The sequence below is a fragment of the Streptomyces sp. AA1529 genome, assembly GCF_000280905.1.
In the GTDB taxonomy this organism is placed as follows: Bacteria; Actinomycetota; Actinomycetes; order Streptomycetales; family Streptomycetaceae; genus Streptomyces.
On record NZ_ALAP01000041.1, the window covers coordinates 99,471 to 120,304 of the forward strand.

Annotated in this window: 18 protein-coding genes and 1 pseudogene; 16 read left to right on the forward strand and 3 right to left on the reverse strand. The window is 73.3% G+C overall.

Translation table 11 applies throughout. From position 1 onward, the window contains the following. Positions 1 to 2 precede the first annotated feature (2 nt). The 14 genes from A949_RS33220 (at position 3) to A949_RS0112425 (ending at position 14,234) form a co-directional block, all read left to right on the forward strand. Positions 3 to 1,097 carry an ABC transporter ATP-binding protein gene (locus tag A949_RS33220; RefSeq protein ID WP_019356324.1) on the forward strand — a complete coding sequence of 365 codons (1,095 nt, stop codon included), beginning with the start codon at positions 3 to 5 and terminating at the stop codon, positions 1,095 to 1,097. Continuing rightward, a complete protein-coding gene (locus A949_RS0112365; RefSeq protein ID WP_019356325.1) occupies positions 1,094 to 1,948 on the forward strand; it encodes an MlaE family ABC transporter permease in 855 nt (284 codons plus the stop codon). Before A949_RS33220 ends, A949_RS0112365 begins: the two co-directional genes overlap by 4 nt. 3 nt (positions 1,949 to 1,951) lie before the next feature. Continuing rightward, on the forward strand, positions 1,952 to 2,773 hold the full coding sequence (locus A949_RS0112370) for an MlaE family ABC transporter permease (RefSeq protein ID WP_019356326.1): 822 nt from the start codon (positions 1,952 to 1,954) through the stop codon (positions 2,771 to 2,773). Next, positions 2,770 to 4,038: an MCE family protein gene (locus A949_RS0112375; RefSeq protein WP_019356327.1), complete on the forward strand. Its 1,269-nt coding sequence runs from the start codon at positions 2,770 to 2,772 to the stop codon at positions 4,036 to 4,038. Before A949_RS0112370 ends, A949_RS0112375 begins: the two co-directional genes overlap by 4 nt. Beyond that, positions 4,035 to 5,066: an MCE family protein gene (locus A949_RS0112380; protein ID WP_019356328.1), complete on the forward strand. Its 1,032-nt coding sequence runs from the start codon at positions 4,035 to 4,037 to the stop codon at positions 5,064 to 5,066. The genes A949_RS0112375 and A949_RS0112380 overlap by 4 nt, the downstream gene beginning before the upstream one ends. Continuing rightward, on the forward strand, positions 5,063 to 6,109 hold the full coding sequence (locus A949_RS0112385) for an MCE family protein (RefSeq protein ID WP_019356329.1): 1,047 nt from the start codon (positions 5,063 to 5,065) through the stop codon (positions 6,107 to 6,109). The genes A949_RS0112380 and A949_RS0112385 overlap by 4 nt, the downstream gene beginning before the upstream one ends. Continuing rightward, positions 6,109 to 7,272 carry an MCE family protein gene (locus tag A949_RS0112390; RefSeq protein ID WP_019356330.1) on the forward strand — a complete coding sequence of 388 codons (1,164 nt, stop codon included), beginning with the start codon at positions 6,109 to 6,111 and terminating at the stop codon, positions 7,270 to 7,272. Before A949_RS0112385 ends, A949_RS0112390 begins: the two co-directional genes overlap by 1 nt. Next, positions 7,269 to 8,462 (forward strand): MCE family protein, encoded by a 1,194-nt coding sequence (locus tag A949_RS0112395; protein ID WP_019356331.1) that lies wholly within the window; start codon positions 7,269 to 7,271, stop codon positions 8,460 to 8,462. Before A949_RS0112390 ends, A949_RS0112395 begins: the two co-directional genes overlap by 4 nt. Next, positions 8,462 to 9,694, forward strand: coding sequence for an MCE family protein (locus A949_RS0112400; protein ID WP_019356332.1), 1,233 nt, complete (start codon positions 8,462 to 8,464; stop codon positions 9,692 to 9,694). Before A949_RS0112395 ends, A949_RS0112400 begins: the two co-directional genes overlap by 1 nt. After that, positions 9,691 to 10,491 (forward strand): hypothetical protein, encoded by an 801-nt coding sequence (locus tag A949_RS39615; RefSeq protein WP_019356333.1) that lies wholly within the window; start codon positions 9,691 to 9,693, stop codon positions 10,489 to 10,491. Before A949_RS0112400 ends, A949_RS39615 begins: the two co-directional genes overlap by 4 nt. Position 10,492: 1 nt before the next feature. Continuing rightward, the gene (locus A949_RS0112410) at positions 10,493 to 11,083 is read left to right on the forward strand and encodes a hypothetical protein (RefSeq protein ID WP_237735810.1); all 591 of its coding nucleotides are present in this window, start codon (positions 10,493 to 10,495) and stop codon (positions 11,081 to 11,083) included. A 67-nt stretch (positions 11,084 to 11,150) separates the two neighbouring features. Further along, complete coding sequence (locus A949_RS0112415) at positions 11,151 to 11,735, forward strand: hypothetical protein (RefSeq protein ID WP_019356335.1); 585 nt, start codon at positions 11,151 to 11,153, stop codon at positions 11,733 to 11,735. Between the two features lie 21 nt (positions 11,736 to 11,756). Further along, a complete protein-coding gene (locus tag A949_RS0112420) occupies positions 11,757 to 12,869 on the forward strand; it encodes a hypothetical protein (RefSeq protein WP_019356336.1) in 1,113 nt (370 codons plus the stop codon). Between the two features lie 72 nt (positions 12,870 to 12,941). Beyond that, positions 12,942 to 14,234 carry a lytic transglycosylase domain-containing protein gene (locus tag A949_RS0112425; RefSeq protein WP_019356337.1) on the forward strand — a complete coding sequence of 431 codons (1,293 nt, stop codon included), beginning with the start codon at positions 12,942 to 12,944 and terminating at the stop codon, positions 14,232 to 14,234. Positions 14,235 to 14,458: 224 nt separating this feature from the next. On the opposite strand, the gene A949_RS0112430 is transcribed toward A949_RS0112425, so the two are convergent. Further along, positions 14,459 to 15,508, reverse strand: a complete 1,050-nt coding sequence (locus tag A949_RS0112430; protein WP_019356338.1) for a cation diffusion facilitator family transporter — start codon at positions 15,506 to 15,508, stop codon at positions 14,459 to 14,461. Between the two features lie 358 nt (positions 15,509 to 15,866). Between A949_RS0112430 and A949_RS0112435 the strand changes: the two genes are divergently transcribed. Continuing rightward, positions 15,867 to 18,476: a glycoside hydrolase family 3 protein gene (locus tag A949_RS0112435; protein ID WP_019356339.1), complete on the forward strand. Its 2,610-nt coding sequence runs from the start codon at positions 15,867 to 15,869 to the stop codon at positions 18,474 to 18,476. A 4-nt stretch (positions 18,477 to 18,480) separates the two neighbouring features. Here A949_RS0112435 and A949_RS0112440 read toward each other — a convergent pair whose 3' ends face one another. Beyond that, complete coding sequence (locus A949_RS0112440; protein WP_019356340.1) at positions 18,481 to 19,386, reverse strand: helix-turn-helix domain-containing protein; 906 nt, start codon at positions 19,384 to 19,386, stop codon at positions 18,481 to 18,483. A gap of 154 nt (positions 19,387 to 19,540) precedes the next feature. Between A949_RS0112440 and A949_RS0112445 the strand changes: the two genes are divergently transcribed. Next, the gene (locus tag A949_RS0112445; protein ID WP_019356341.1) at positions 19,541 to 20,191 is read left to right on the forward strand and encodes an NAD(P)-dependent oxidoreductase; all 651 of its coding nucleotides are present in this window, start codon (positions 19,541 to 19,543) and stop codon (positions 20,189 to 20,191) included. Positions 20,192 to 20,519: 328 nt separating this feature from the next. Here the strand turns inward: A949_RS0112445 and A949_RS39035 are convergent. Beyond that, positions 20,520 to 20,762, reverse strand: a pseudogene (locus tag A949_RS39035) (type B 50S ribosomal protein L31); the annotation flags it as partial. Positions 20,763 to 20,834 lie beyond the last annotated feature (72 nt).

The window sequence follows — 20,834 nt, forward strand, 5'->3', positions numbered from 1 at the left end:
GGATGGGCATCGAAGTAGCCGTCCGGGGGCTGACCAAGTCCTACGGCACCAAGAACATCTGGCAGGACATCACGCTGACCCTGCCCGCCGGGGAGGTCAGCGTCATGCTGGGGCCCTCCGGCACGGGCAAGACCGTCTTCCTCAAGTCGCTGATCGGACTGGTGGAACCCGAGCAGGGCAGCGTACTGGTCGACGGCGTCGACATGGTGCGCAGCCGGGAGCGCGATGTGTACGAGGCGCGCAAGACATTCGGGCTGATGTTCCAGGACGGGGCGCTGTTCGGCTCGATGAACCTGTTCGACAACATCGCCTTCCCGCTGCGCGAGCACACCAGGAAGAAGGAGTCCGAGATCCGCCGCATCGTCATGGAGCGGCTGGACATGGTGGGGCTGATCGGCGACGAGGGCAAGCTGCCCGGCGAGATATCCGGCGGGATGCGCAAACGCGCCGGTCTCGCCCGGGCCCTGGTGCTCGACCCGCAGATCATCCTGTGCGACGAGCCCGATTCCGGGCTCGACCCCGTGCGCACCGCCTTCACCTCGCAGCTGCTGATCGACCTCAACGCGCAGATCGACGCGACGATGCTGATCGTCACCCACAACCTCGACATCGCGGCGACGGTCCCCGACAACATGGGGATGCTCTTCCGCCGCCGCCTGGTCACCTTCGGACCCCGGGAGGTGTTGCTGACCAGCGAGGAACCGGTCGTCGCGCAGTTCCTCAGCGGCAGCCGGAGCGGCCCCATCGGGATGTCCGAGGAGAAGGACGCGGCCGCCCTCGCCCGGGAGGCCGACGCGCCGGCCCCCGGACCGCTGAACGCAGTGCCGCGGAAGCTCGTCCCGCAGCTCGAACCCACCCCCGGGCTGCCCGAGCGGCAGGCCGTGCGGCGCCGCCGGGAGCGGGTGCGGGACCTGCTCGACGAACTGCCGCCGGCCGCGCGCCACGCGATCGAGGCCGACCTGGCGCAGGACCTGGCGCCGCTGCCGCAGCGCACCAGCACCGTGCGCCGGGACGCCGCCGATCCGCACGCGCCGACCCTTTCCGCCGGCCTGGCGCATCCGGCGGGGGCCGAGCCGGAGCCGAAGGAGCGGTCATGACGGCGACCGAGCACACTCCGCAGCCCCCCGGCGAGAGACCCGGGGAGCCGCCGTCCGCGGCTCCGCCCGCTGCCGGGACACCCGCGCCGGGCCTCGGATTCCTGCGGGAGCCGGGCAAGCTGTTCGCGCTGTCGCTCACGGTGCTTCGCGCGGTCTTCCGGCGGCCCTTCCAGTTCCGGGAGTTCGTCGAGCAGTTCTGGTTCATCGCGAGCGTCACCATTCTGCCCGCCGCACTGGTCTCGATCCCGTTCGGCGCCGTCATCGCCCTCCAGGTCGGCTCGCTGACCAGTCAGATCAGCGCGCAGTCCTTCACCGGCGCGGCCAGCGTGCTCGTCAACATCCAGCAGGCCAGCCCGCTGATCGTCGCCCTGCTGATCTCCGGGGCGGCCGGCTCGGCGATCTGCGCCGACCTCGGCTCCCGCACCATCCGCGAGGAACTGGACGCGATGGAGGTGATGGGCGTCTCGCCCATCCAGCGGCTGGTGGTGCCCCGCGTGCTGGCCACCGTCTGCGTGGCGGTCCTGCTCAACGGCATGGTCTCGGTGGTCGGCACCCTCGGCGGCTACTTCTTCAACGTCGTCCTCCAGGACGGCACTCCGGGCGCCTACCTCGCCAGCTTCTCGGCGCTCGCCCAGCTGCCGGATCTCTACATCAGCGAGATCAAGGCCCTGGTCTTCGGGTTCATCGCCGGGATCGTCGCCTCCTACCGAGGGCTCAACCCGCGCGGCGGGCCCAAGGGAGTGGGGGACGCCGTCAACCAGTCCGTCGTCATCACCTTCCTCCTCCTCTTCTTCGTCAACATGGTTCTCACCGGCATCTACCTCCAGCTCGTCCCGCCGAAGGGGGTGTGAGCCATGGCCCGCACCGTCACCGGACGCCTCTTCGGCTGGCTCGACGAGCCCGGCGACCAACTGCTCTTCTACCTCCGCGCGCTGCTGTGGGTCCCCAAGACCCTCCTGCGGTATCTGCGCGAGGTCCAGCGCCTGCTCGCCCAGGTGGCGTTCGGCAGCGGAGGGCTGGGCGTGATCGGCGGCACCGTCGGCGTGATGATCGCGATGACCCTCTTCACCGGCACCGTGGTCGGCCTGCAGGGCTACGCGGCACTCAACCAGATCGGCACCGAAGCCTTCACCGGCTTCATCTCCGCCTACTTCAACACCCGGGAGATCGCGCCCCTGGTCGCGGGCCTGGCGCTGTCGGCCACCCTGGGAGCCGGGTTCACCGCGCAACTGGGCGCCATGCGGATCAACGAGGAGATCGACGCACTCGACAGCATGGGCATCCGCTCCATGCCCTACCTCGTCACCACCCGCATCATCGCCGGAGTCGTCGGCATCATCCCGCTCTACGGCATCGGCCTGCTCAGCTCCTATCTCTCCTCCAGGTTCATCACCGTCTTCTACAACGGCCAGTCGGCGGGCACCTACGACCACTACTTCGGGCTGTTCCTCTCCCCGACCGACGTGCTGCTCTCGTTCCTGAAGGTCTTCGTCTTCAGCGTCATGGTGATCCTCACCCACTGCTACTACGGCTACCGCGCCACCGGCGGTCCCGCGGGTGTCGGCATCGCGGTGGGCCGCTCGGTGCGCAACGCGATCGTGCTGATCAGCGTCACCGACTTCTTCCTCAGCCTCGCCCTGTGGGGCGCCACCACCACCGTGAAGGTGGCCGGATGAGCGCCGCCGCACCGCGCCGCAGACTGGCAGGGGTGGCCCTGCTGCTCGTCCCCGCGCTGCTGATCTGGCTCTCGGTGGCCGTCTACGACAAGCAGTTCACGGACGCGGCCGAGATCACCGTGGAGACCTCGCAGGCGGGGCACGAGATGCACGTCAACACCGATGTGAAGCTGCGCGGCGTGGTGGTCGGACAGGTACGGGAGATCACCTCGGACGGCAAGGGCGCCCGGCTGCGGGTAGCGCTGCAGCCCGACAAGCTCGCGCACATCCCCGCCGACGTGCGCGCCCAGATGCTGCCCACCACCGTCTTCGGGCAGCGCTACGTCGCCCTCGTCCCGCCCCGGAACCCGGCGCCCCGGCCGATCGAGGCCGGGGCCACCGTCCCGCAGGACCGCAGCCGCAACGCCATCGAACTGGAGCAGGTCCTGGACCACCTGCTGCCCACCCTCACCGCCGTGCAGCCGCAGAAGCTCGCGGCCACCCTGACCGCCGTCTCCCAGGCGCTGGAGGGCCGCGGCAGCAGGCTCGGGGACAACCTCGTCGCGCTGGACCGCTATCTGAAGAAGCTCAACCCCCACCTCCCGGCCCTCAACCAGGACATCAAGGAGCTGGTGAAGGTCAGCCACCTGTACGCCGACACCGCGCCCGGGGTGCTCGACGCGCTCTCCGACTTCGCCACCACCAGCAGCACCCTGGTGGAGAAGGCCGACGACCTGGCCACCGCCTACGGCACCACCACCGGTACCGCCCGCGAACTGACCGGGTTCCTGCGGGCGAACCGGGAGAACATCATCCGGCTGGCCGGAGCGAGCCGCCCCACGCTGCGGATCCTGGCCGCCCGGTCCCCGTCCTTCCCCTGCACGCTGCGCACCCTCGCCAACTTCGTGCCCGTGATGGACCAGGCGCTGGGCAAGGGCAGCGACCGCCCGGGGCTGCACGTCGACCTGGAGGTCACCCGCTCCCGCGGCGCCTACCGCCCCGGCGAGGACACCCCCGCCTACGGCGGGGAGGCCGGCCAGGGCCCCCGCTGCTACTCGGCCCCCTACCTCGGTCCGGCGGACGGCACCGCCGCCGGGGAGAAGCGCACCGAACCGGCCGGTGAGGGCGCCACCATCGCCGATGCACGGGGCGGTGCCGGGATGCCCAACTCGCCACAGGAGAACCAGCTCATCAACGAGGTGCTGGCGCCGTCGAAGAACCTGCCGGACTGGAGCAGCGTCCTGGTCGGGCCGACCCTGCGCGGCACGGAGGTGAGACTCAAGTGAAACGCGCCTCCCTCGCCGGGCCGCTCGTCAAGTCGCTCGTCTTCATCCTGGTGACCTCCCTCGCCACCGCCGTGCTCGCGCTCAGCATCTCCGACACGGGGGTGGGCGAGACCGACTCCTACCGTGCCCGGTTCACCGATGTGACCGGTCTGGTGGAGGGCGACAGCGTACGGATCGCCGGGGTGCGGGTCGGCAAGGTCGAGGAGATCGGCGTCGTCGACCACCGGATCGCCGAAGTGCGGTTCTCCGTGGAGAAGGGCCGCGCCGTGCCCGCCTCGGCACACGCCTCCGTGAAGTACCTCAACATGGTGGGGCAACGGTATGTGGACCTGAAGCGCGGCAGCGGACCCGTCGGGCGCACCCTGGCCACGGGCGGCACCATTCCGCTGAGCCGCACCACACCGGCGCTCGACCTCACCCAGCTCTTCAACGGTTTCAAACCGCTCTTCCAGGGGCTCTCGCCCGAGGACACCAACCAGCTCGCCGGAGAGATCATCAGCGTCCTCCAGGGCGAGGGCGGCACCGTCACCTCGCTGGTCGGCCACATCAGCTCGCTGACCACCACCCTCGCCCGGCGCGACAAGGTCATCGGCTCACTGATCAAGAACCTGAACTCGGTGCTCAAGACGGTCAACACCAGGGAGAAGGGCTTCAACGAGCTCATCACCAGCCTGCGCGACCTGGTGTCCGGCTTCGCCGAGGACCGCGAGCCGCTGGGCGACGCGGTCACCGCCATGGGCGGGCTGGCCACCACCACGGCCGGACTGCTGGAGGAAGGCCGGGCGCCGCTGAAGAAGGACATCCGCCAGTTGGGCCGGCTCTCCCGACAACTCGACAAGGGCACACCGCAGTTCGAGACATTCCTGCGCACGTCGCCGGAGAAGATGAGGACGCTCGCGCGGCTCGCGTCCTACGGCTCCTGGTTCAACACCTACCTGTGCGAAGCGAGGACGAGCGGACTGACCATGGCCGACGGCAGCGAACCACCCACCGGCATCGCCGTCACCCAGTCGAGGTGCCGGTCATGAGCGGCCGCACGGGACGCCGGCTGCCCCGCCTCAAGCCGATGTCGCAGCGCAACCCGATCGCCGTCTGCCTGGTCGGGTTCCTCTTCCTCGCCCTGCTGGGCACCGCCGTCTACCGCGTCGACGACCTGCCGCTCATCGGCGGCGGCACCACCTACACGGCCGAGTTCACCGAGGCGGCCGGGCTGCGGGCCGGGAACGAGGTACGGGTCGCGGGCGTGAAGGTCGGCGAGGTCTCCGCCGTCGCGCTCGACGGCGCCAAGGTCGCCGTCGAATTCGAGGTCGAGGACACCTGGGTGGGCAACGCCAGCCGCGCCGCCATCAGCATCCGCACCCTGCTCGGGGAGAAGTTCCTGGCCCTCGATCCGCTCGGCACCGGCCGCCAGGATCCCGGCCGGCGCATCCCCGCCAGCCGCACCACCTCTCCCTACGACGTCACCCAGGCGTTCACCGGGCTCGGCCGCACCTTCGAGGAGATCGACTCCGAGAAGCTGGCCAAGAGCTTCCAGGCCGTCTCCGACACCTTCGAGAACACCCCCGAGGACGTACGCGGAGCCGCCGAGGGACTGTCCGCGCTCTCCCGCACCATCTCGTCGCGGGACACGGAACTGGCCCAACTGCTGCGCGGCAGCAAGAAGCTGACCCGCACCCTCAAGGAGCGCCGCGCGGACTTCAGCACGCTGCTGCGGGACGGCAACCAGCTGCTGGCCGAGGTCCGCGCCCGCCGCGCCGCCATCCACCGGCTCTTCACCGGAACCCGCGACCTGGGAACCGAACTGACCGGACTGGTCGACGACAACAACAAGCAGCTGGGCCCCACCCTGCGCGCCCTGGACCGGGTCACCGACGTCCTGCACAAGAACCGCAACCGGCTCGACGCGGCGCTGAAGGTCGCGGGCCCCTACTACCGCCTCATCGGCAACACACTCGGCAACGGCCACTGGTTCGACAGCTATCTGTGCGGTCTCGTACCCGCTCGGTACCTGCCTCCCGGCACCCCGCCCGAGAACGACTGCCGGCCGCCGAAACCGGGAGGCAAGAGCTGATGCGCGCGATCACCACCGGCGGCCGCAGGCCGCTGCGGGCCCGCACACTCGTGCTGGCCACCGTCCTGACCCTGCTGCTCGGCGCCGGGGCCGGCGGAGCGACCGTGCTCGGCGGTTCGCACGGCATGCGCGTCACCGCCTGGTTCGACCGGGCCGTGGGCGTCTACGAGGGGTCCGACCTGCGGGTGCTGGGCGTGCGCGTCGGCCGGGTGGAGGCGGTCGAGCCGCACGGAAAGCGAGTGGAGGTCACCCTCCTGGTGGACGAGGGCGTGCGGCTGCCCGCCGACGCGCGCGCCGTCGTCATCGCACCCAGCCTGGTCTCCGACCGCTATGTGCAGCTCACCCCCGCCTACACGAAGGGACCCCGGCTCGCGGACGCCGCGGTCCTGCCCTCGGGCCGCAACTCCGTACCGCTGGAGGTCGACGAGCTGTACGCGAGCATCACCGAACTCAGCGACGCGCTCGGGCCCGACGGCGCCAACTCCGACGGCGCCCTCTCCGATCTCCTCACCGTGGGCGCGGAGAACCTGGACGGCAACGGAAAGGCGCTCGGCAAGTCCGTCGAGGAGTTCGGCAAGGCCGCCAAGACGCTCAACGGGAACAGCGGCGACCTCTTCAGCACCGTCAGCTACCTGAAGTCCTTCACCTCCATGCTCAAGCGCAACGACAAACGCGTGCGCGAGGCCGAGCGCCAGCTGGGCGACGTCACCACCTTCCTGGCCGAGGACAAGGAGAACCTCGCCCAGGCGCTGTCCCAACTCGGCACGGCACTGGGCAAGGTGAAGAAGTTCATCAAGGACAACCGCGGCGACCTGAAGAAGAACGTCAAGAAGCTCGCGCCGATCACCCGCACCCTCGTCGAGCAGCGCGCCTCCCTCGCCGAGGCCCTCGACACCGCGCCGCTGGCCGCCGACAACTTCCTGCGGGCCTACAACCCGCGCCGGGGCACCCTCGACAACCGCGCCGACATCAACGAGATCAGCACCGGCGGCCCCCTCACCCCGACCGGCGGTGCGGCCTCCGGCGGCACCGCCGGACTGGTGCCCGTCACTCCCGAGGAGCGCAAGGCATTGCCCGCCGTGCCACTGCCACCGACCGGCACCGTCTACGGCACCCCGGACGGCGAACGGCGGGACGCCGCCGGTGAGGAGGCCGACGAATGAGCCCTGTCCGCGGCGGGCCCGGGTCCCGGGCCGCACGCGTCGGCACCGGCGTCACCGCGGCCGCCGTCGCCGCAGCCCTCGGCCTCATGCTGCTGGGCGGCGGGGCCGACCTGCCGCGCTTCACCGGGATCGAGGACCTGCCGCTGCCCGGCGGCGCCGACCTGGGCGACCACCCCTACGAGGTGACCGCCGAGTTCGGCGACGTGCTCAGCCTGGTCCCGCAGTCCGCGGTGAAGGTCAACGACGTCACCGTAGGGAAGGTCACCGACATCTCCCTCTCCGGAAAGGGCTGGACGGCCGAGGTCACCATGCGGGTCAACGGCGACGTCCAGCTCCCCCGCAAGCCCTACGCGCGCATCGAGCAGTCCAGCCTGCTCGGCGAGAAGTACGTACAGCTCCTCGCCCCGCCGGAGGAGAAGGAGAAGGACACCGCGTCCCCCTCGGCGGCCCGCCCGGCCGTGGCGCACGGCCCCGGCCGGGACACCCGCATCCCGCTCTCCCGCACCAACCGCAACCCCGAGGTCGAAGAGGTGCTCGGCGCGCTGTCGATGCTGCTCAACGGCGGCGGCGTCAACCAGCTCAAGACCATCACCACCGAGCTGAACAAGGCCCTGGACGGCAACGAGGAGGAGGTCAGATCCGTGCTCGGCCGCGTCGACAAGCTGGTGGGGAACCTCGACCGGCACAAGGGCGACATCACCCGGGCCCTGGACGGCGTCAACCGGCTCTCCGCGACCCTCGCCGCCCGGAAGAAGAGCATCGGCACCGTGCTGACCGACGTCAGCCCGGGACTGACCACCCTGGAGGACCAGCGGGGCCAGCTCATGACGATGCTCCGCTCCCTCGACACCCTCTCCGAGGTCGCCGTGGACACCGTCGACCGCAGCAAGGACGACATCGTCGCCGACCTCAAGGCCCTCGCGCCCACTCTGCGGCGGCTCGCCGACTCCGGCCAGGACCTGCCCGACTCCCTCCAGGTGCTGTTCACGTATCCGTTCACCGACGAGGTGCTGCGCGGCGTCAAGGGCGACTACCTCAACCTGTACCTGAACGTGGCGGCGCCGCCCGGCACCACGCTGACCCCGCCGCTGGAGGAGGAGCCGATTCCGCAGGATCCGGGCGCAGCCGGGAGCGGCGGTGCGGCTCCGCTCCCGCTCCCCGCCGTCGACGCCACCGGAGGCGAGGGCTGATGCTGACCCGCGCCACCGTCCTGAAGAACATCGCCTTCCTGGCGCTCGCCGCGCTCGTCCTCGGCGTCATCGGAGTGCGCTACGCGGACGTGGGCCGGTACGTGGGCCTGCGCGACTACTTCACCGTCCGCGTCGAACTGGCTCGCACCGGCGGTCTCTACGAGCACGCCGACGTCACCTACCGCGGGGTCTCCGTAGGCCGGGTGGGCGACCTCGACCTGACCGACGGCGGGGTCTCCGCCGAGCTGAGGATCAGGAACTCGGCACCGAGGATCCCCGCCGGACTCACGGCGCATGTCGCCAACCTCTCCGCGGTCGGAGAGCAGTACCTCGACCTGCGGCCCGACACCGGCAAGGGCCCGTTCCTGCACGAGGGATCGGTCATCCCGCAGCCCGACACGACCGTGCCGGCACCGCCCACCAAGGTGCTGGCCAGCGTGGACAACCTGGTCGCCGCCCTGCCGCGCAGCTCCCTGCGCACCGTCGTCGACGAACTGGGCGAGACCTTCGAGGGGCGGGGCGACGACCTGGAGGTCCTGCTCGACACCGGCAGCGAGTTCCTGGACGCCGCCGACGCCGCGGCGCCCGAGACCACCGGACTCATCGTCGACTCCGCGACCGTGCTGCGCACCCAGCGCGAGGAGGGCCGCGCCCTGCGCGACTTCGCCGACGGCGCCGAGGAACTGCTCGGACAGCTCAAGAAGTCCGACCCCGACCTGCGCCGCCTCATCACCGCGACGCCGGGTGCCGCCACCCAGGTGACCGGCCTGCTGCGGGACCTCGACCCCAGCCTCAGCGTGCTGCTCGCCAACCTCACCACCACCGCCGAACTGACCGTCACCCGGGCGCGTGGCCTGGAGGAACTGCTCGTCAAGCTGCCCCGGGTGGCGGCCGCCGGTTCCACGGCCGTCACCCGCGACGGCGCGTCCTTCAGCATGGCCCTGGCCTTCTTCGACCCGCTGCCGTGCACGGCGGGCTACGGCGACACCCCCTACCGGAGCGGGCTGGAGACGGGGAAGGCACCGCCCCTCAACGACCGTGCCCACTGCGCCTCCCCGCCCTCCAGCGGCAAGAACGTCCGGGGCTCGGCCAACGCACCCACCGGGGGGCCGCTGCCCGAACCGGCCCGGCCGGGTGCCTACGCCGCCGGCGCCGCCACCGCTCCCTTCGGCGACGGCGACGCGGGCCCCCGCGACATGGCCGGACTGCTCGGGCTGAAGGAGGAGCGATGACGACCGAGGTGAGCGGAGGGGGGCCCGTCTCCGGTACGGAACCGGGCCCCCGGGAGGAGCCCGGCGGCGAGCCCGCCGCAGAGGTCCGGACCGGGCCCGGGGAGAAGCCCGTCGCCGAGATGGCGCGCAGCACCGGGGAGGAGTCCAGCCGCGGCGCGTGCGCGGCCTCGGACGCGGCCCCGGACAAGGCAGCGGACACGCCCTCGGACGAGGCTTCGGAGACGCCACCGGACAAGGCCGAGGACGCAGTCGGGGACGGGACCGGCGAAGCGGCCCGTCCGGTCGGCCCCACCGGTCAGGGACCGGTCTGGCTGGCCGCGCTGCTGGTCGCGGCGCTGCTCTTCTGCGCGTTCTCCGGGTGGATCCACTGGCGGGCGCACACCGACGACGACCTCGCCTACTCCCGTGCCCGCGATCGGGCCCTGGCGGCCGGACGCGCCCATCTGGCCACCCTCAACTCGGTCGACGCCGCGCACATCGAGGCCGATCTGCGCGAGTGGCGCCGGGCCGTCACCGGCCCCCTGCAGGACGAGCTCCGCCGTTCGGAGAAGAAGAGCGCGAAGAGCCTGCGGGAGCGCGGCAGCACGGCCCGGGCCGAGGTCACCGACGCGGCTCTGACCGGTCTGGACGACACGGCGGGCACCGCGACGCTCATCGCGACCCTGCGGATCCGCACGGCCACCCGCTCCGGCACCCCCGCGACGGACCGCAAACGGATGCGGGCGGGGCTCGAACGGACCGAACAGGGCTGGAAGCTCACCTCGGTGACGCCGGTCGCGGTCGGGGAGGAGAGCTGAGGTGCGCTGGAGACGTGGGGCGGGGGAGAGCCCCGGGACAGGGCGCCGGGCATCCGCGCTCCGGGCGGTCGCCTGGCTGCCGGACCTGTTGACCCGGCGCCGGGCCCGCTGGTGCGCGGTGGTGGTGCTCGTCGCGGCACTCGCCGCCGGGACCGGACTCCTGGTGCGGGCGGCCGAGCTGACGGGCGGTCCGGCGGCACGGAACGCGGCCCTCACCGACCGGGCGGCGACCAGCAGGGTCTCCGGCGAGGTTCAGGACGCGCTCGCCCGGATCTTCTCCTACACCCCCGAGGACCTGTCAGGGACGGAGAAGGCGGCCGACCAGGTGCTGGCGGGGAAGGCGGCGCGACAGTACGAGTCGCTGTTCGGCCAGGTCAGAAAGCGCGCGGGAAAGCAGAAGCTGACCCTCGCCACCCGGGTGGTGAGCGTGGGGGTGACCCGGCTGCACGGTGACCGCGCCCACCTCCTCGTCTTCCTCGACCAGACCACCCACCGCGCGGGCCGTGACCCGGCGCACGCCGGCGCCCAGCTCTCCGTCTCGGCCCGGCGGCAGCACGGCGACTGGCGGATCGTCGGCATCACGGCGCGCTGAGACCGGACCGCGGGATCACGCAGCACCCCGGCAGCAGGGAAACGGGAAGAGGGAAGAGAGGCGAGACGTGGCAGAGGCGACACGGGCGGAGGGGGAGGGGCGGCGCACCCGGTGGTCCCCGGCGGGCGGTCCGGTGCGGGTGGCGGCCGTGGCCCTGATGGTGGTGGCACTGTGCTGTGCGGCCTGGACGGGCTTCTCCTGGTACGGCGCCGCGCACGACGACACGCTCGACTACGCCGCCACGCGCGACGAGGTGCGCGCTGCGGGCGAACAGGCGGTGCAGAACCTCAACACGCTCGACCACCGCAAGCTGGAGAGCGGGCTCGACTCCTGGGAGCAGTCGACCACCGGCGAGCTGCGTGGCCAGCTCAAGAAGGGCCGCGAGGAGTTCGAGAAGCAGATCCGCGAGGCCAGGACCGTCACCTCGGCCCGCATCCTCTCCAGCGCCGTGGCGGAGCTGGACGAGCGCGCGGGACGGGCCGGAATGCTGATCGCCGTCCGCACCACGGTCAAGGCACCCGACGAGAAGCCGGCCATCAAGCAGACCCGGATGCGGGGCGAGCTCACCCGCACCGGCGAGGGGTGGAAGCTCAGCGCCCTCGAACAGGTGCCGGTCGGCTACACCGCCGCCGAACCGGACGAGAGCGACTGACCGCAGAGCCGGAGGAATCCCATGTCGACCACCCGCCACCTCGTCAACCGCAGACGCCGCATCGAGGCCCGGCCGCGCCCCGAGGCGGAGCGCTCCGCCCCCGCGGCAGCCGGACGCGCCGGAACGCCGGACGCGCCGGACCGCGACGCCGGCGGCGCGCAGCCCGGCCCCGGGCCCGCCGCGGGGGAAGAACAGCAGCCGGTCCCGGAGCCCGGCTCCGGATCCGCCCGCACCGACGCCGGGAACGGCGCCCGGACCGCCTCCGGGGCCGGCGCCAAGTCCGGTGCCCGGTCCGGTGCGAAGTCCGGCCGGAAGCCGTCCGGTGCCGGGGCCGGAAGCAGCTCCGTCGCCCGCGTTTCCGTCCGGCCGGGGCGCAGGGCGCGGACCGGGCCGTCCGGCGCCGCGGCCGCCGCCGAGGACGCGGAGCGCAAGCGCACCCCGCGTGGCCGGTTTCCCGCTGCCATCCTCTCGCGGCTCGCGCGGGCTCCCCGTACGCTTCCGGCGGTCTGCGCGGTGTTGACCCTGGTCTTCGGCGGCTTCGCCGGCTGGGCGGCGAGCGAGGCCCGCGAACTGCGGGACACCGCCTCGGCCCGCAACTCCGCACTCGCCGACGCGGCCCGCACCAGCGAGGTCAAGGGCGAGGTCACCAGCGCGGTCAACGCGCTCTTCTCCTACGACCACGCGCATCCGGAGAAGAACGAGCGCGCGGCCGACCGGCTGCTGACCGGACGCGCTGTCGAACAGCACCGTGCGCTCCTGGCCCGTGTCCGGGCACAGGACCGGGCGCAGAAGCTGGTCCTGACGACGACGGTCACCGACAGCGCGGTCACCGAGCTGGAGGGCGACCGCGCCCGGGTGCTCCTCTTCGCCGACCAGCACAGCGCCCGCACCGCGGGGAAGGCCGGCTCGGCGGACGGTTCGAAAGGCACGTCCGGAGGCGAATCGAAGTCCAAGGACGGGGCCGGGGCCCAGGACAAGTCCAAGGACGGGGACAAGGCCAAGGACGGGGCCAAGGCCCAGGACAAGGACAAGGCCGAGGACGGGAACGCCACCTACGCGGGGGCGATGCTCGCCGTCAACGCCGTGCGCGAGGACGGCGCGTGGCGGATCGCCGCGATCGACACCCTCGACTGACCGGCTCGGGCTCCGGGCCCGCACCGGACCCGCCCGGCATCGGCCGGCACGCACCGGGAGGAGAGCGAGCAGATGACGCAGCAGGAGGGAATCCGCGCCCGCCGGGGCGGCCGTCACACCGCCGCCGGTGTCCGGAGCGCTCCGGACACCGGCGGCGGCAGGCGCGTCCGGCTGCGCCGTCGCGCGGCGGGCACCGCGCTCGCCGCGCTGGCGGTCGCCGCGCTGACGGCCTCCCAGGCACCCGGCGCTGTCGGCCCCCCGGAGGCCCGGGAACCGTGGAAGCCGGTGCGCACGGGCACCCCGTATCCGGAGGGCGCCGCCGACGACGGCTCGTACCATGTCGAACTCCCGCCCCTGGCGCGTCCCGACGGCGTCGGGTCCGCCCGCACCCCCGGCCTGCGGTCCAGGGCCGAGGCCGAATCCGGCATACCGGCGACGGTGCTGCGCGCCTACCGGAACGCCGAGCGGCGGCTGCGCGTCCAGGCCCCCGGATGCGGACTGCGCTGGGAACTGCTGGCGGCGCTGGGGAAGGTGGAGTCCGGGCAGGCGCGGGGCGGCGATCTGCGGTCCGACGGCACCACCCGCCGGCCGATCCTGGGCCCGGTGCTGGACGGCGACGGGTTCGCGCGCATCACGGACACCGACGGCGGTGCCTGGGACGGTGACACGCGGTTCGACCGGGCGGTCGGCCCGATGCAGTTCATCCCCGGGACCTGGCGCAGCTGGGGCGCGGACGGCAACGGCGACGGCAGGAAGGACCCGCACAACATCCACGACGCGGCGCTGGCCGCGGGCCGCTACCTGTGCGCCGGGGACCGGGACCTGACCGGCTCCGCCCAACTGCGCGCGGCCGTCCTGAGCTACAACCACTCGGACGCCTATCTGCGCACCGTGCTCGCCTGGTTCGACTTCTACCGCAAGGGCGCCCACGCCGTGCCGGACGGCGAGGGCGTGCTGCCGACCAGTCCGGGCGCGGGCGGCGCGGACAGGGCGAAGGACGGGAGCGGTGGGAAGGACAGGAGGCACAAGAGCAACAGGAGCGACAAGAACGACAAGAACGACAAGAACAAGGAGAAGGGCAGGGGCGGCGCCACGCCGGGCCGCGGGAACCCCGGCTCCGGGACCCCCGGCGGCGGTGGCGGTGCGGAACCCGGCGGCGGACCGAGCCCTCGCCCCACCGGTTCCGCTTCCGGCTCCCCCGACCCGGACGACTCCGGGACTCCGGGGGGTGGTTCCGGCGAGTCGCCGGGCTGCCCGCAGGATTCCGGATCGCCGCCGCCCGGCCCGACGAAGTCCCCGTCACCGTCGCCCACACCGACTCCGACCGGTACCGGCGCGCCCTGTGGGAGCGGAGCGGGCGGCTGACCCGGGGAGTTCCGCGGGAGAGCGGGGGACCCGCTGACCGGAGCGCTTCCCCGGGGCTCCGGACGCTGATGCCGCCCGCGGGCCCTCCACCGGCCGCGGGCGGCTGACCAGCGGTGGTGCGGCCCGGGCGTCGGACGGGACGACGCCCGGGACTTCCTCCGGAGTGCCCTGCCCCTGCACTGCCCGGCAGGGCCGAACGGCCCCTCCCGGTCCGCCGGGTGCCCTCAGCCGAGGTGCACCGGGCCGTGCGGGGTCTCGCAGTGGCCCGCAGCCGACCCCGCCGGGGTGCGGCCGCCGCTCTCGGCCGACCGGTCCGCGTGGTCGATCTGCAGCGTGGTGTGGGTCAGTCCGTGCCGGTCGGCCAGCATCCGGTCCAGGGCGCGGCGGACGCGGTGGCAGTCGCCGCCCGGCTCCACCAGGACGTGGGCCGACAGCGCGGGTTCGCCCGAGGTGATCGTCCAGATGTGCAGGTCGTGCACCTCGGTGACCGCGTCGGTCGCGGCCAGTTCGGCACCGACCTCGTCCGGGTCGAGCCCGACCGGCGCGGCTTCGAGGAAGATGCGGCCGGAGTCGCGCAGCAGTCCCCAGCCCGCCTTCAGCATCAATCCGGTGACCAGCAGCGTGGCCAGCGCGTCGGCTCGTGCGAACCCGGTGGTCAGGACGACCAGACCGGCCACGGCGGTGCCGATGAAGGCGAACAGGTCGTTGAGGATGTGCTGGTAGGCGCCCTCGATGTTGAGCGAGGAGCGGTTCGCCCGGGACAGGCACCAGGTGGCCAGCAGATTGACCGCGATGCCCACCAGTGCCGTGCTCAGCACCATCCAGCCCGTCACCTCGGGCGGATCGATCAGCCTGCGTACGGCCTCGTATCCGAGCCAGAGGGCGGCCAGTATCAGCGTGAGCCCGTTGGCGTGGGCCGAGAGGATCTCCGCGCGCTTGAGTCCGAAGGTGAAGCCACCGCGGGCGGGCCGCGCCGACAGCCGCATCGCCACCAGTGCCAGCACGATCGAGAACGCGTCGGTCAGCATGTGCGCCGCGTCCGACAGCAGGGCCAGCGAGCCCGCCAGCACCGCGACGGCCGTCTCGACGACGATGAAGAAGATGATCAGCGCCAGCGCCGCCGAGAGCCAGCGCCGGTCGGCCCCGGCCGAGACCCCGTGTGTGTGCCCCGCGTGGCCGTGCTCCGGTCCGTTTCCCCGCCCGGGTCCCTGACCCGGTTCCCGCTCGTGCCCGTGGCCGGGCTTCCCGTGTCCGTGCTCGTCTCTCGCGCCCACGTCGGTCCTCCCCATCGCTGCCCTCGGCGACCCGCGGACGTGCTGCGCGCACCGTCGGCCGGCGCCGTCGCGCCCCCGGGTCCACAGGCAGTGAAACCCACCCCGTGGTGTGGCTGCAAAGACTGCACCGGTGACCGTTGTCAATACCGATAACACCGCTGTGACCTGCGACTTCTTCATGAATTCCGTTGTCGCTCCGACCCGGGGCCGAGCGCGGGCCATGGACCGCGGGCGCTCGGCGGCCCGTCCTGCATCGTGATGACTTCACCCGGATTCCCGCGTCCGTGTGCCGCCGGATCTGAGAAGCTGGCCGCAACCGGCGATCGACAAAGAGCGATATGGGCGGTGTGAGTCGTAGATGGACGACAGCTCCCGGGACGGCGCTGACCGCGGATCCGCCGCGCACCCCGGGGAGGGGCGACGGCCGGCGGCGGGGGAGCGGGAGCGGGCAGCCCGGGTCGAGGCCGTGCTGGCCGGACTGGACCTGCCGGGCAAGGTGGCCCTCCTCGCGGGGACGGACATGTGGTCGGTCGGCCCGTACGGCGGCCCCTCGGCGGCCGGATTCGGCCGGCTCGTCCTCTCGGACGGCCCCGCGGGGGTGCGCGGGGAGAGCTGGACGCCCGAGGACCCCAGCGTCGCCCTGCCGTGCCCCACCGCGATCGGCGCCACCTGGGACACCGCGGCGGCCCGCACCGCCGGACTGCTGCTGGCCCAGGAGGCCCGCCGCAAGGGCGCGCACGCCGTGCTGGCGCCGACCGTCAATCTGCACCGCACCCCCTACAGCGGGCGGCACTTCGAGGCGTACGCGGAGGACCCCGGGCTGACGGGCGCCCTGGGCGCTGCGCTCGTCGCGGGGCTGCAGGCCGGCGGCGTCGCCGCAACGCCCAAGCACTACGTGGCCAACGACGCGGAGACCGACCGCTACACCGTCGATGTGCGCGCCGACGCACGCACCCTGCGCGAGCTCTACCTCGAACCCTTCGAGCACATCGTGCGCACCGCCGGTCCCTGGCTGCTGATGGCGGCCTACAACAGCGTCAACGGCGTGACGATGAGCGAGCACGACGAGCTCAACAACCAGGTGCTGCGCGGCGAGTGGGGCTTCGACGGGGCACTGGTCTCGGACTGGACCGGCGCCCGCTCCACCCTCGGCTGTGTCCGCGGCGGCCTCGATCTGGCCATGCCGGGTCCCGACACCGTCTACGGCGAACATCTGGTCGCCGCCGTCCGCCGCGGCCGGGTGCCGGAGGAAGCGGTGGACGCGCTCGCCCGCCGGGTCCTGCTGCTCGCCGCCCGGGTCGGAGTCCTGGACGGCGCCCCGCCGGCCGTGCCGCCCGCCGCGCTGCCGCCCGTGCTCGACGGCCCGGCCGTCGCGCGGGACCTCGCCGTGCGGTCCTGCGTCCTGCTGCGCAACGAGCCCGCGGGACCCGGCGGGGAAGCCGGGACCGGCGCTGCCGCGCTGCCGCTGGACCCCGCGGGGCACACCGGCGGCAGCGTGCGCCGGATCGCCGTCAGCGGGCTGCACGCCCGGGCGCCCCGGTTCGGTGGCGGCGGCAGCTCCCAGGTTTTCCCCGAGCGCGTCAGCAGTCCGCTGGAGGCACTGCGCGCCCTGGTCCCCTCCGGGACCGAGGTGTCCTACGAGCCGGGACCCGACCCGCGCTCCCGGCTGGCCCCCGCGACCGGCGGCGACGGCTTCCGGCTGACCGCCGTCCTGCACGGGCTGGACGACGCCGAGCTGGCCCGGGTGGAGCAGCGGGACGGCAGCGTGCGGTGGATGGGAAGCCTGCCCGGCGGGGTGCCGTTCGCCGATCTGGGCCGGGTCGAGCTGGTCGGCACCTTCACCCCGGCCGGCAGCGGCACCCATCGGCTCGCGGTGCGCGGCGTCGGGCACTTCCGCCTGGAGGCCGGGGAGCGGGTGCTCTACGACGCCGAACTGCAGGCCGAGAGCGAGGACCCGGCCGCCGCGTTCCTGAACCCGCCGCAGCGCACCTTCCTGCTGGACGCCGAGGCCGGTACGCCGCTGCCGGTACGCCTCCTGCACACGGTGCCCGCCTACGGGGTGGGCGGCCTCTTCGGCCTGGTCTCCTTCGCGCTCGGCTACGGCGCGCCCGCCGTCTCCGAGCAGGTGCTGATCGAGCGGGCGGCCCGTGCGGCGGCCGGGGCGGACTGTGCGGTGGTCTGCGTCGGCACCACGGACGAGTCCGAGACCGAGGGCGTCGACCGGGACACCCTCGCCCTGCCGGGCCGCCAGGACGACCTGGTCAGGAGCGTCGCCGCGGCCAATCCGCGCACCGTCGCGGTGGTCAACGCCGGTGCCCCGGTGCTGATGCCGTGGCGGGAGGAGGTCGCCGCCGTGCTGCTGTGCTGGTTCCCCGGCGAGGCGGGCGGCGAGGCGCTCGCCGAGGTGCTGCTGGGCGCCGCCGAGCCGGGCGGGCGGCTGCCGACCACCTGGCCGGACGCCGCCGACGACCTGCCGGTGCGTCAGGTGGCACCCGACGGCGACGGGCGGCTGCCCTATGCCGAGGGGCCGCGCATCGGCTACCGCGCCTGGCGTGCTGCCGGTGCCGAGCCCGCCTACTGGTTCGGGCACGGGCTCGGCTACACCCGGTGGGAGTACGAGTCGATGAACATCACCGTCCAGGACCCCGGCACCGACGACCCCTACGCGCCCGTCGCCCGGGTCACCGTGCGGGTGCGCAACAGCGGGCACCGGCCGGGCCGCGAGGTCGTCCAGCTCTATCTCGGCCCCGAGGGTGCGGACCGCTCGCTGGCGGCCTTCGCCGTCGTGGAGGCCGCGGCCGGCGACTCGGCGCAGGCGCGGCTGGAGGTGCCGCAGCGCGCCGTGCGGACCTGGGACGACGCGCTTCCGGGCTGGCGGCCGTGCCCGGGCCCGCACCGCTTCGCGGCGGGGCGCAGTGCGGCCGACATCCGCCTGGTGGCCGATCTGGAGCTGCCGTGGCCGCCGTAGCGGTTCAGCTGCGCACCGAGGCGCGGAAGGCGCCCGGGGTGCCGCCGGTGCGCTGGTGGAAGAACTTGGCGAAGTTGGTGGCGTCGGCGAAGCCGAGGGCCGTCCCGATCCGGGCGGCGGAGCGGTCGGTGTGCGCCAGGAGGCGCTTGGCCTCCAGCACGACGCGGCGGTCCACGAACTCCTTGGCCCCCAGTCCAACCGCCGCACGGGTGGCGCGGGAGAGGGTGCGGGGGGAGTAGCCGAGGGTGCGGGCGTAGTCGGCGACCCGGCGGGTGCGGGCGAAGTCGGCCTCGACGGCGGCCCGGAAGCGGCGGAAGGCGTCCGGCGGCGGGGTCGCCTCCGATCCGCTCGCGCCGGGTGTGCTCACGAGCCGCCGCAGCAGCACCGCCAGCAGGTGCCGCAGCACGTCCTCGTGCGTACCCCGCGCGGGTGGCTGCCACTCGGCGGCGAACTCGAAGCGCAGGTGGTCGAGAGCGAACCCGACCGCGCGGGCGTGTCGGCCGCCGGGCTGCCGCGCGACCGCGTCCGACACCTCGTCCAGACCCACGGCCGCCGCCGTCTCCGGGTCGGGGAAGGCGGGCCGGAAGAGGACCAGCGCGCCCTCGGCGCCGTGCGGGTCGGTGTACTGCTGCACCTGCCCGGGCCGCACCCACAGCCAGCCGCCGGGCCCGGTGGCGTGCTCGGTGAAGTCGACGGACTGCCGCAGCGTCCCCGACTCCACGGCGAAGAGCTGGTGGAAGTCGGGCCGCTGCGGATCGGCCAGCCGCAGGCCCCCGCGGGCGGCGCGGGCACGCAACTCGGACAGCGTCAGCACTTCCAGGCCCGGGGCCGTGACGCCCGGCGGCGGGGCGTACGGCAGCTCGGGGATCGCGGCGGACGCGGATGCGGCCGCGTGTCCGGTTCTCACCATGGCTGGTCGTGACCTTACCTCGCGGGGCGGCCGGTGCCCGGTTAGCTTCGAGGTGTCGTCCCCCTCCCGGGGGACCCGGCGGGAACGGTGGCGGCAGGCGCCACGCGTTCGGCGCCTCCATCCCTCATCCGCTCGGCGCTACAGGAGTACCACCATGGCGACAATCGCCGTCTTCGGGGCCAACGGCAACATCGGCAGCAGGATCGTGCGCGAAGCACTCGACCGCGGCCACCAGGTCCTCGCTGTCGTGCGGGACCCCGGCGCGTTCGTCGCCTCCGGCGAGGCCGTCACGGCCGTCACCGGCGACGTCCTCTCCGCCGAGTCCGTCGCGGCGGTCGCCGGGAACGCGGACGTCGTCGTCAGCGCGGTCGGCGGCAAGGACGGCCCGGGCCATCTGGCCACCATCGAACCGGCCGCCGAGTCGCTGGTCGCCGGAGTGCGCGCGCTCGGTGCCGGCGCGCCGCCGCTGGTCTTCGTCGGCGGTGCCGGCTCGCTGCGCACGCCGGACGGCTCCCGGGTCTGGGACGCGGAGGGGCTCCCGGAAGCGATCCTGCAGATCATGCACGCGCACGGGGACGCTCTCGACTACCTGCGCGGAGTCCACGACGTGCGCTGGACCAACATCAGCCCCGCCGCGACGATCGAGCCGGGGGAGCGTTCGGGAACGTACCGCACCGGCAAGGACGATCTGGTCGTGGACGACAACGGGGTCAGCCGCATCTCGATGGAGGACTACGCGGTCGCCGTGCTCGACGAGATCGAGAACCCGCGGCATGTGCGGGAGCGGTTCACCGTCGCCGACTGAGCGCCCCCGCCGGGGCGGGGCGGCCGCCGCGCCGCCCTGCGCACCCCCGGACCCGGCCACCGGCCCCGCTTGCGTGCCGCGCCGACACGGCCGCTCGAAGCCTTCCGGCGGCCGCCCGCGTCGCGGCCGCACCGGCAGCAGCTGCCGGAGCGGCCGGCGGCCCGCGTCGTCAGGGCAGGCGGCGCTCCATGGCGGCCCGGCCCTCGGCCGCGATGCGCTCGCGGGCCCACTGGAGGTTCTCCTCCGACAGGTCGCGGCCGGAGGCGAGGACCAGGTCCTCGGGCGTGGGGTCGCTCTCGGGGGCGGCGTGCAGGATCTCGTCCGGCGTCGTCCCCTCGTAGCGCTGACGGAATTTGGCGATCTGTCCCTCGGAGTCCACGACGCGCGCCTTTCCGGTGTAGAACGGATGGCTCTCGGAGGAGATCTCCACGTCGACGACCGGGTAGGTGCGTCCGTCGTCCCACTCGATCACGGTGTCGCTGGCGGCCGTGGAACGCGTCAGGAACGCGTATCCGGCCGACCGGTCGCGGAAGACCACCTCGCGGTAGTCGGGGTGGGTATGTGACTTCACAAGCCGCTCCTTCCCCCGCGTACAGGGGGCCCTCTCCAGGCTACGTCCGCGCCCCGGCCCCGGCATCCCGCC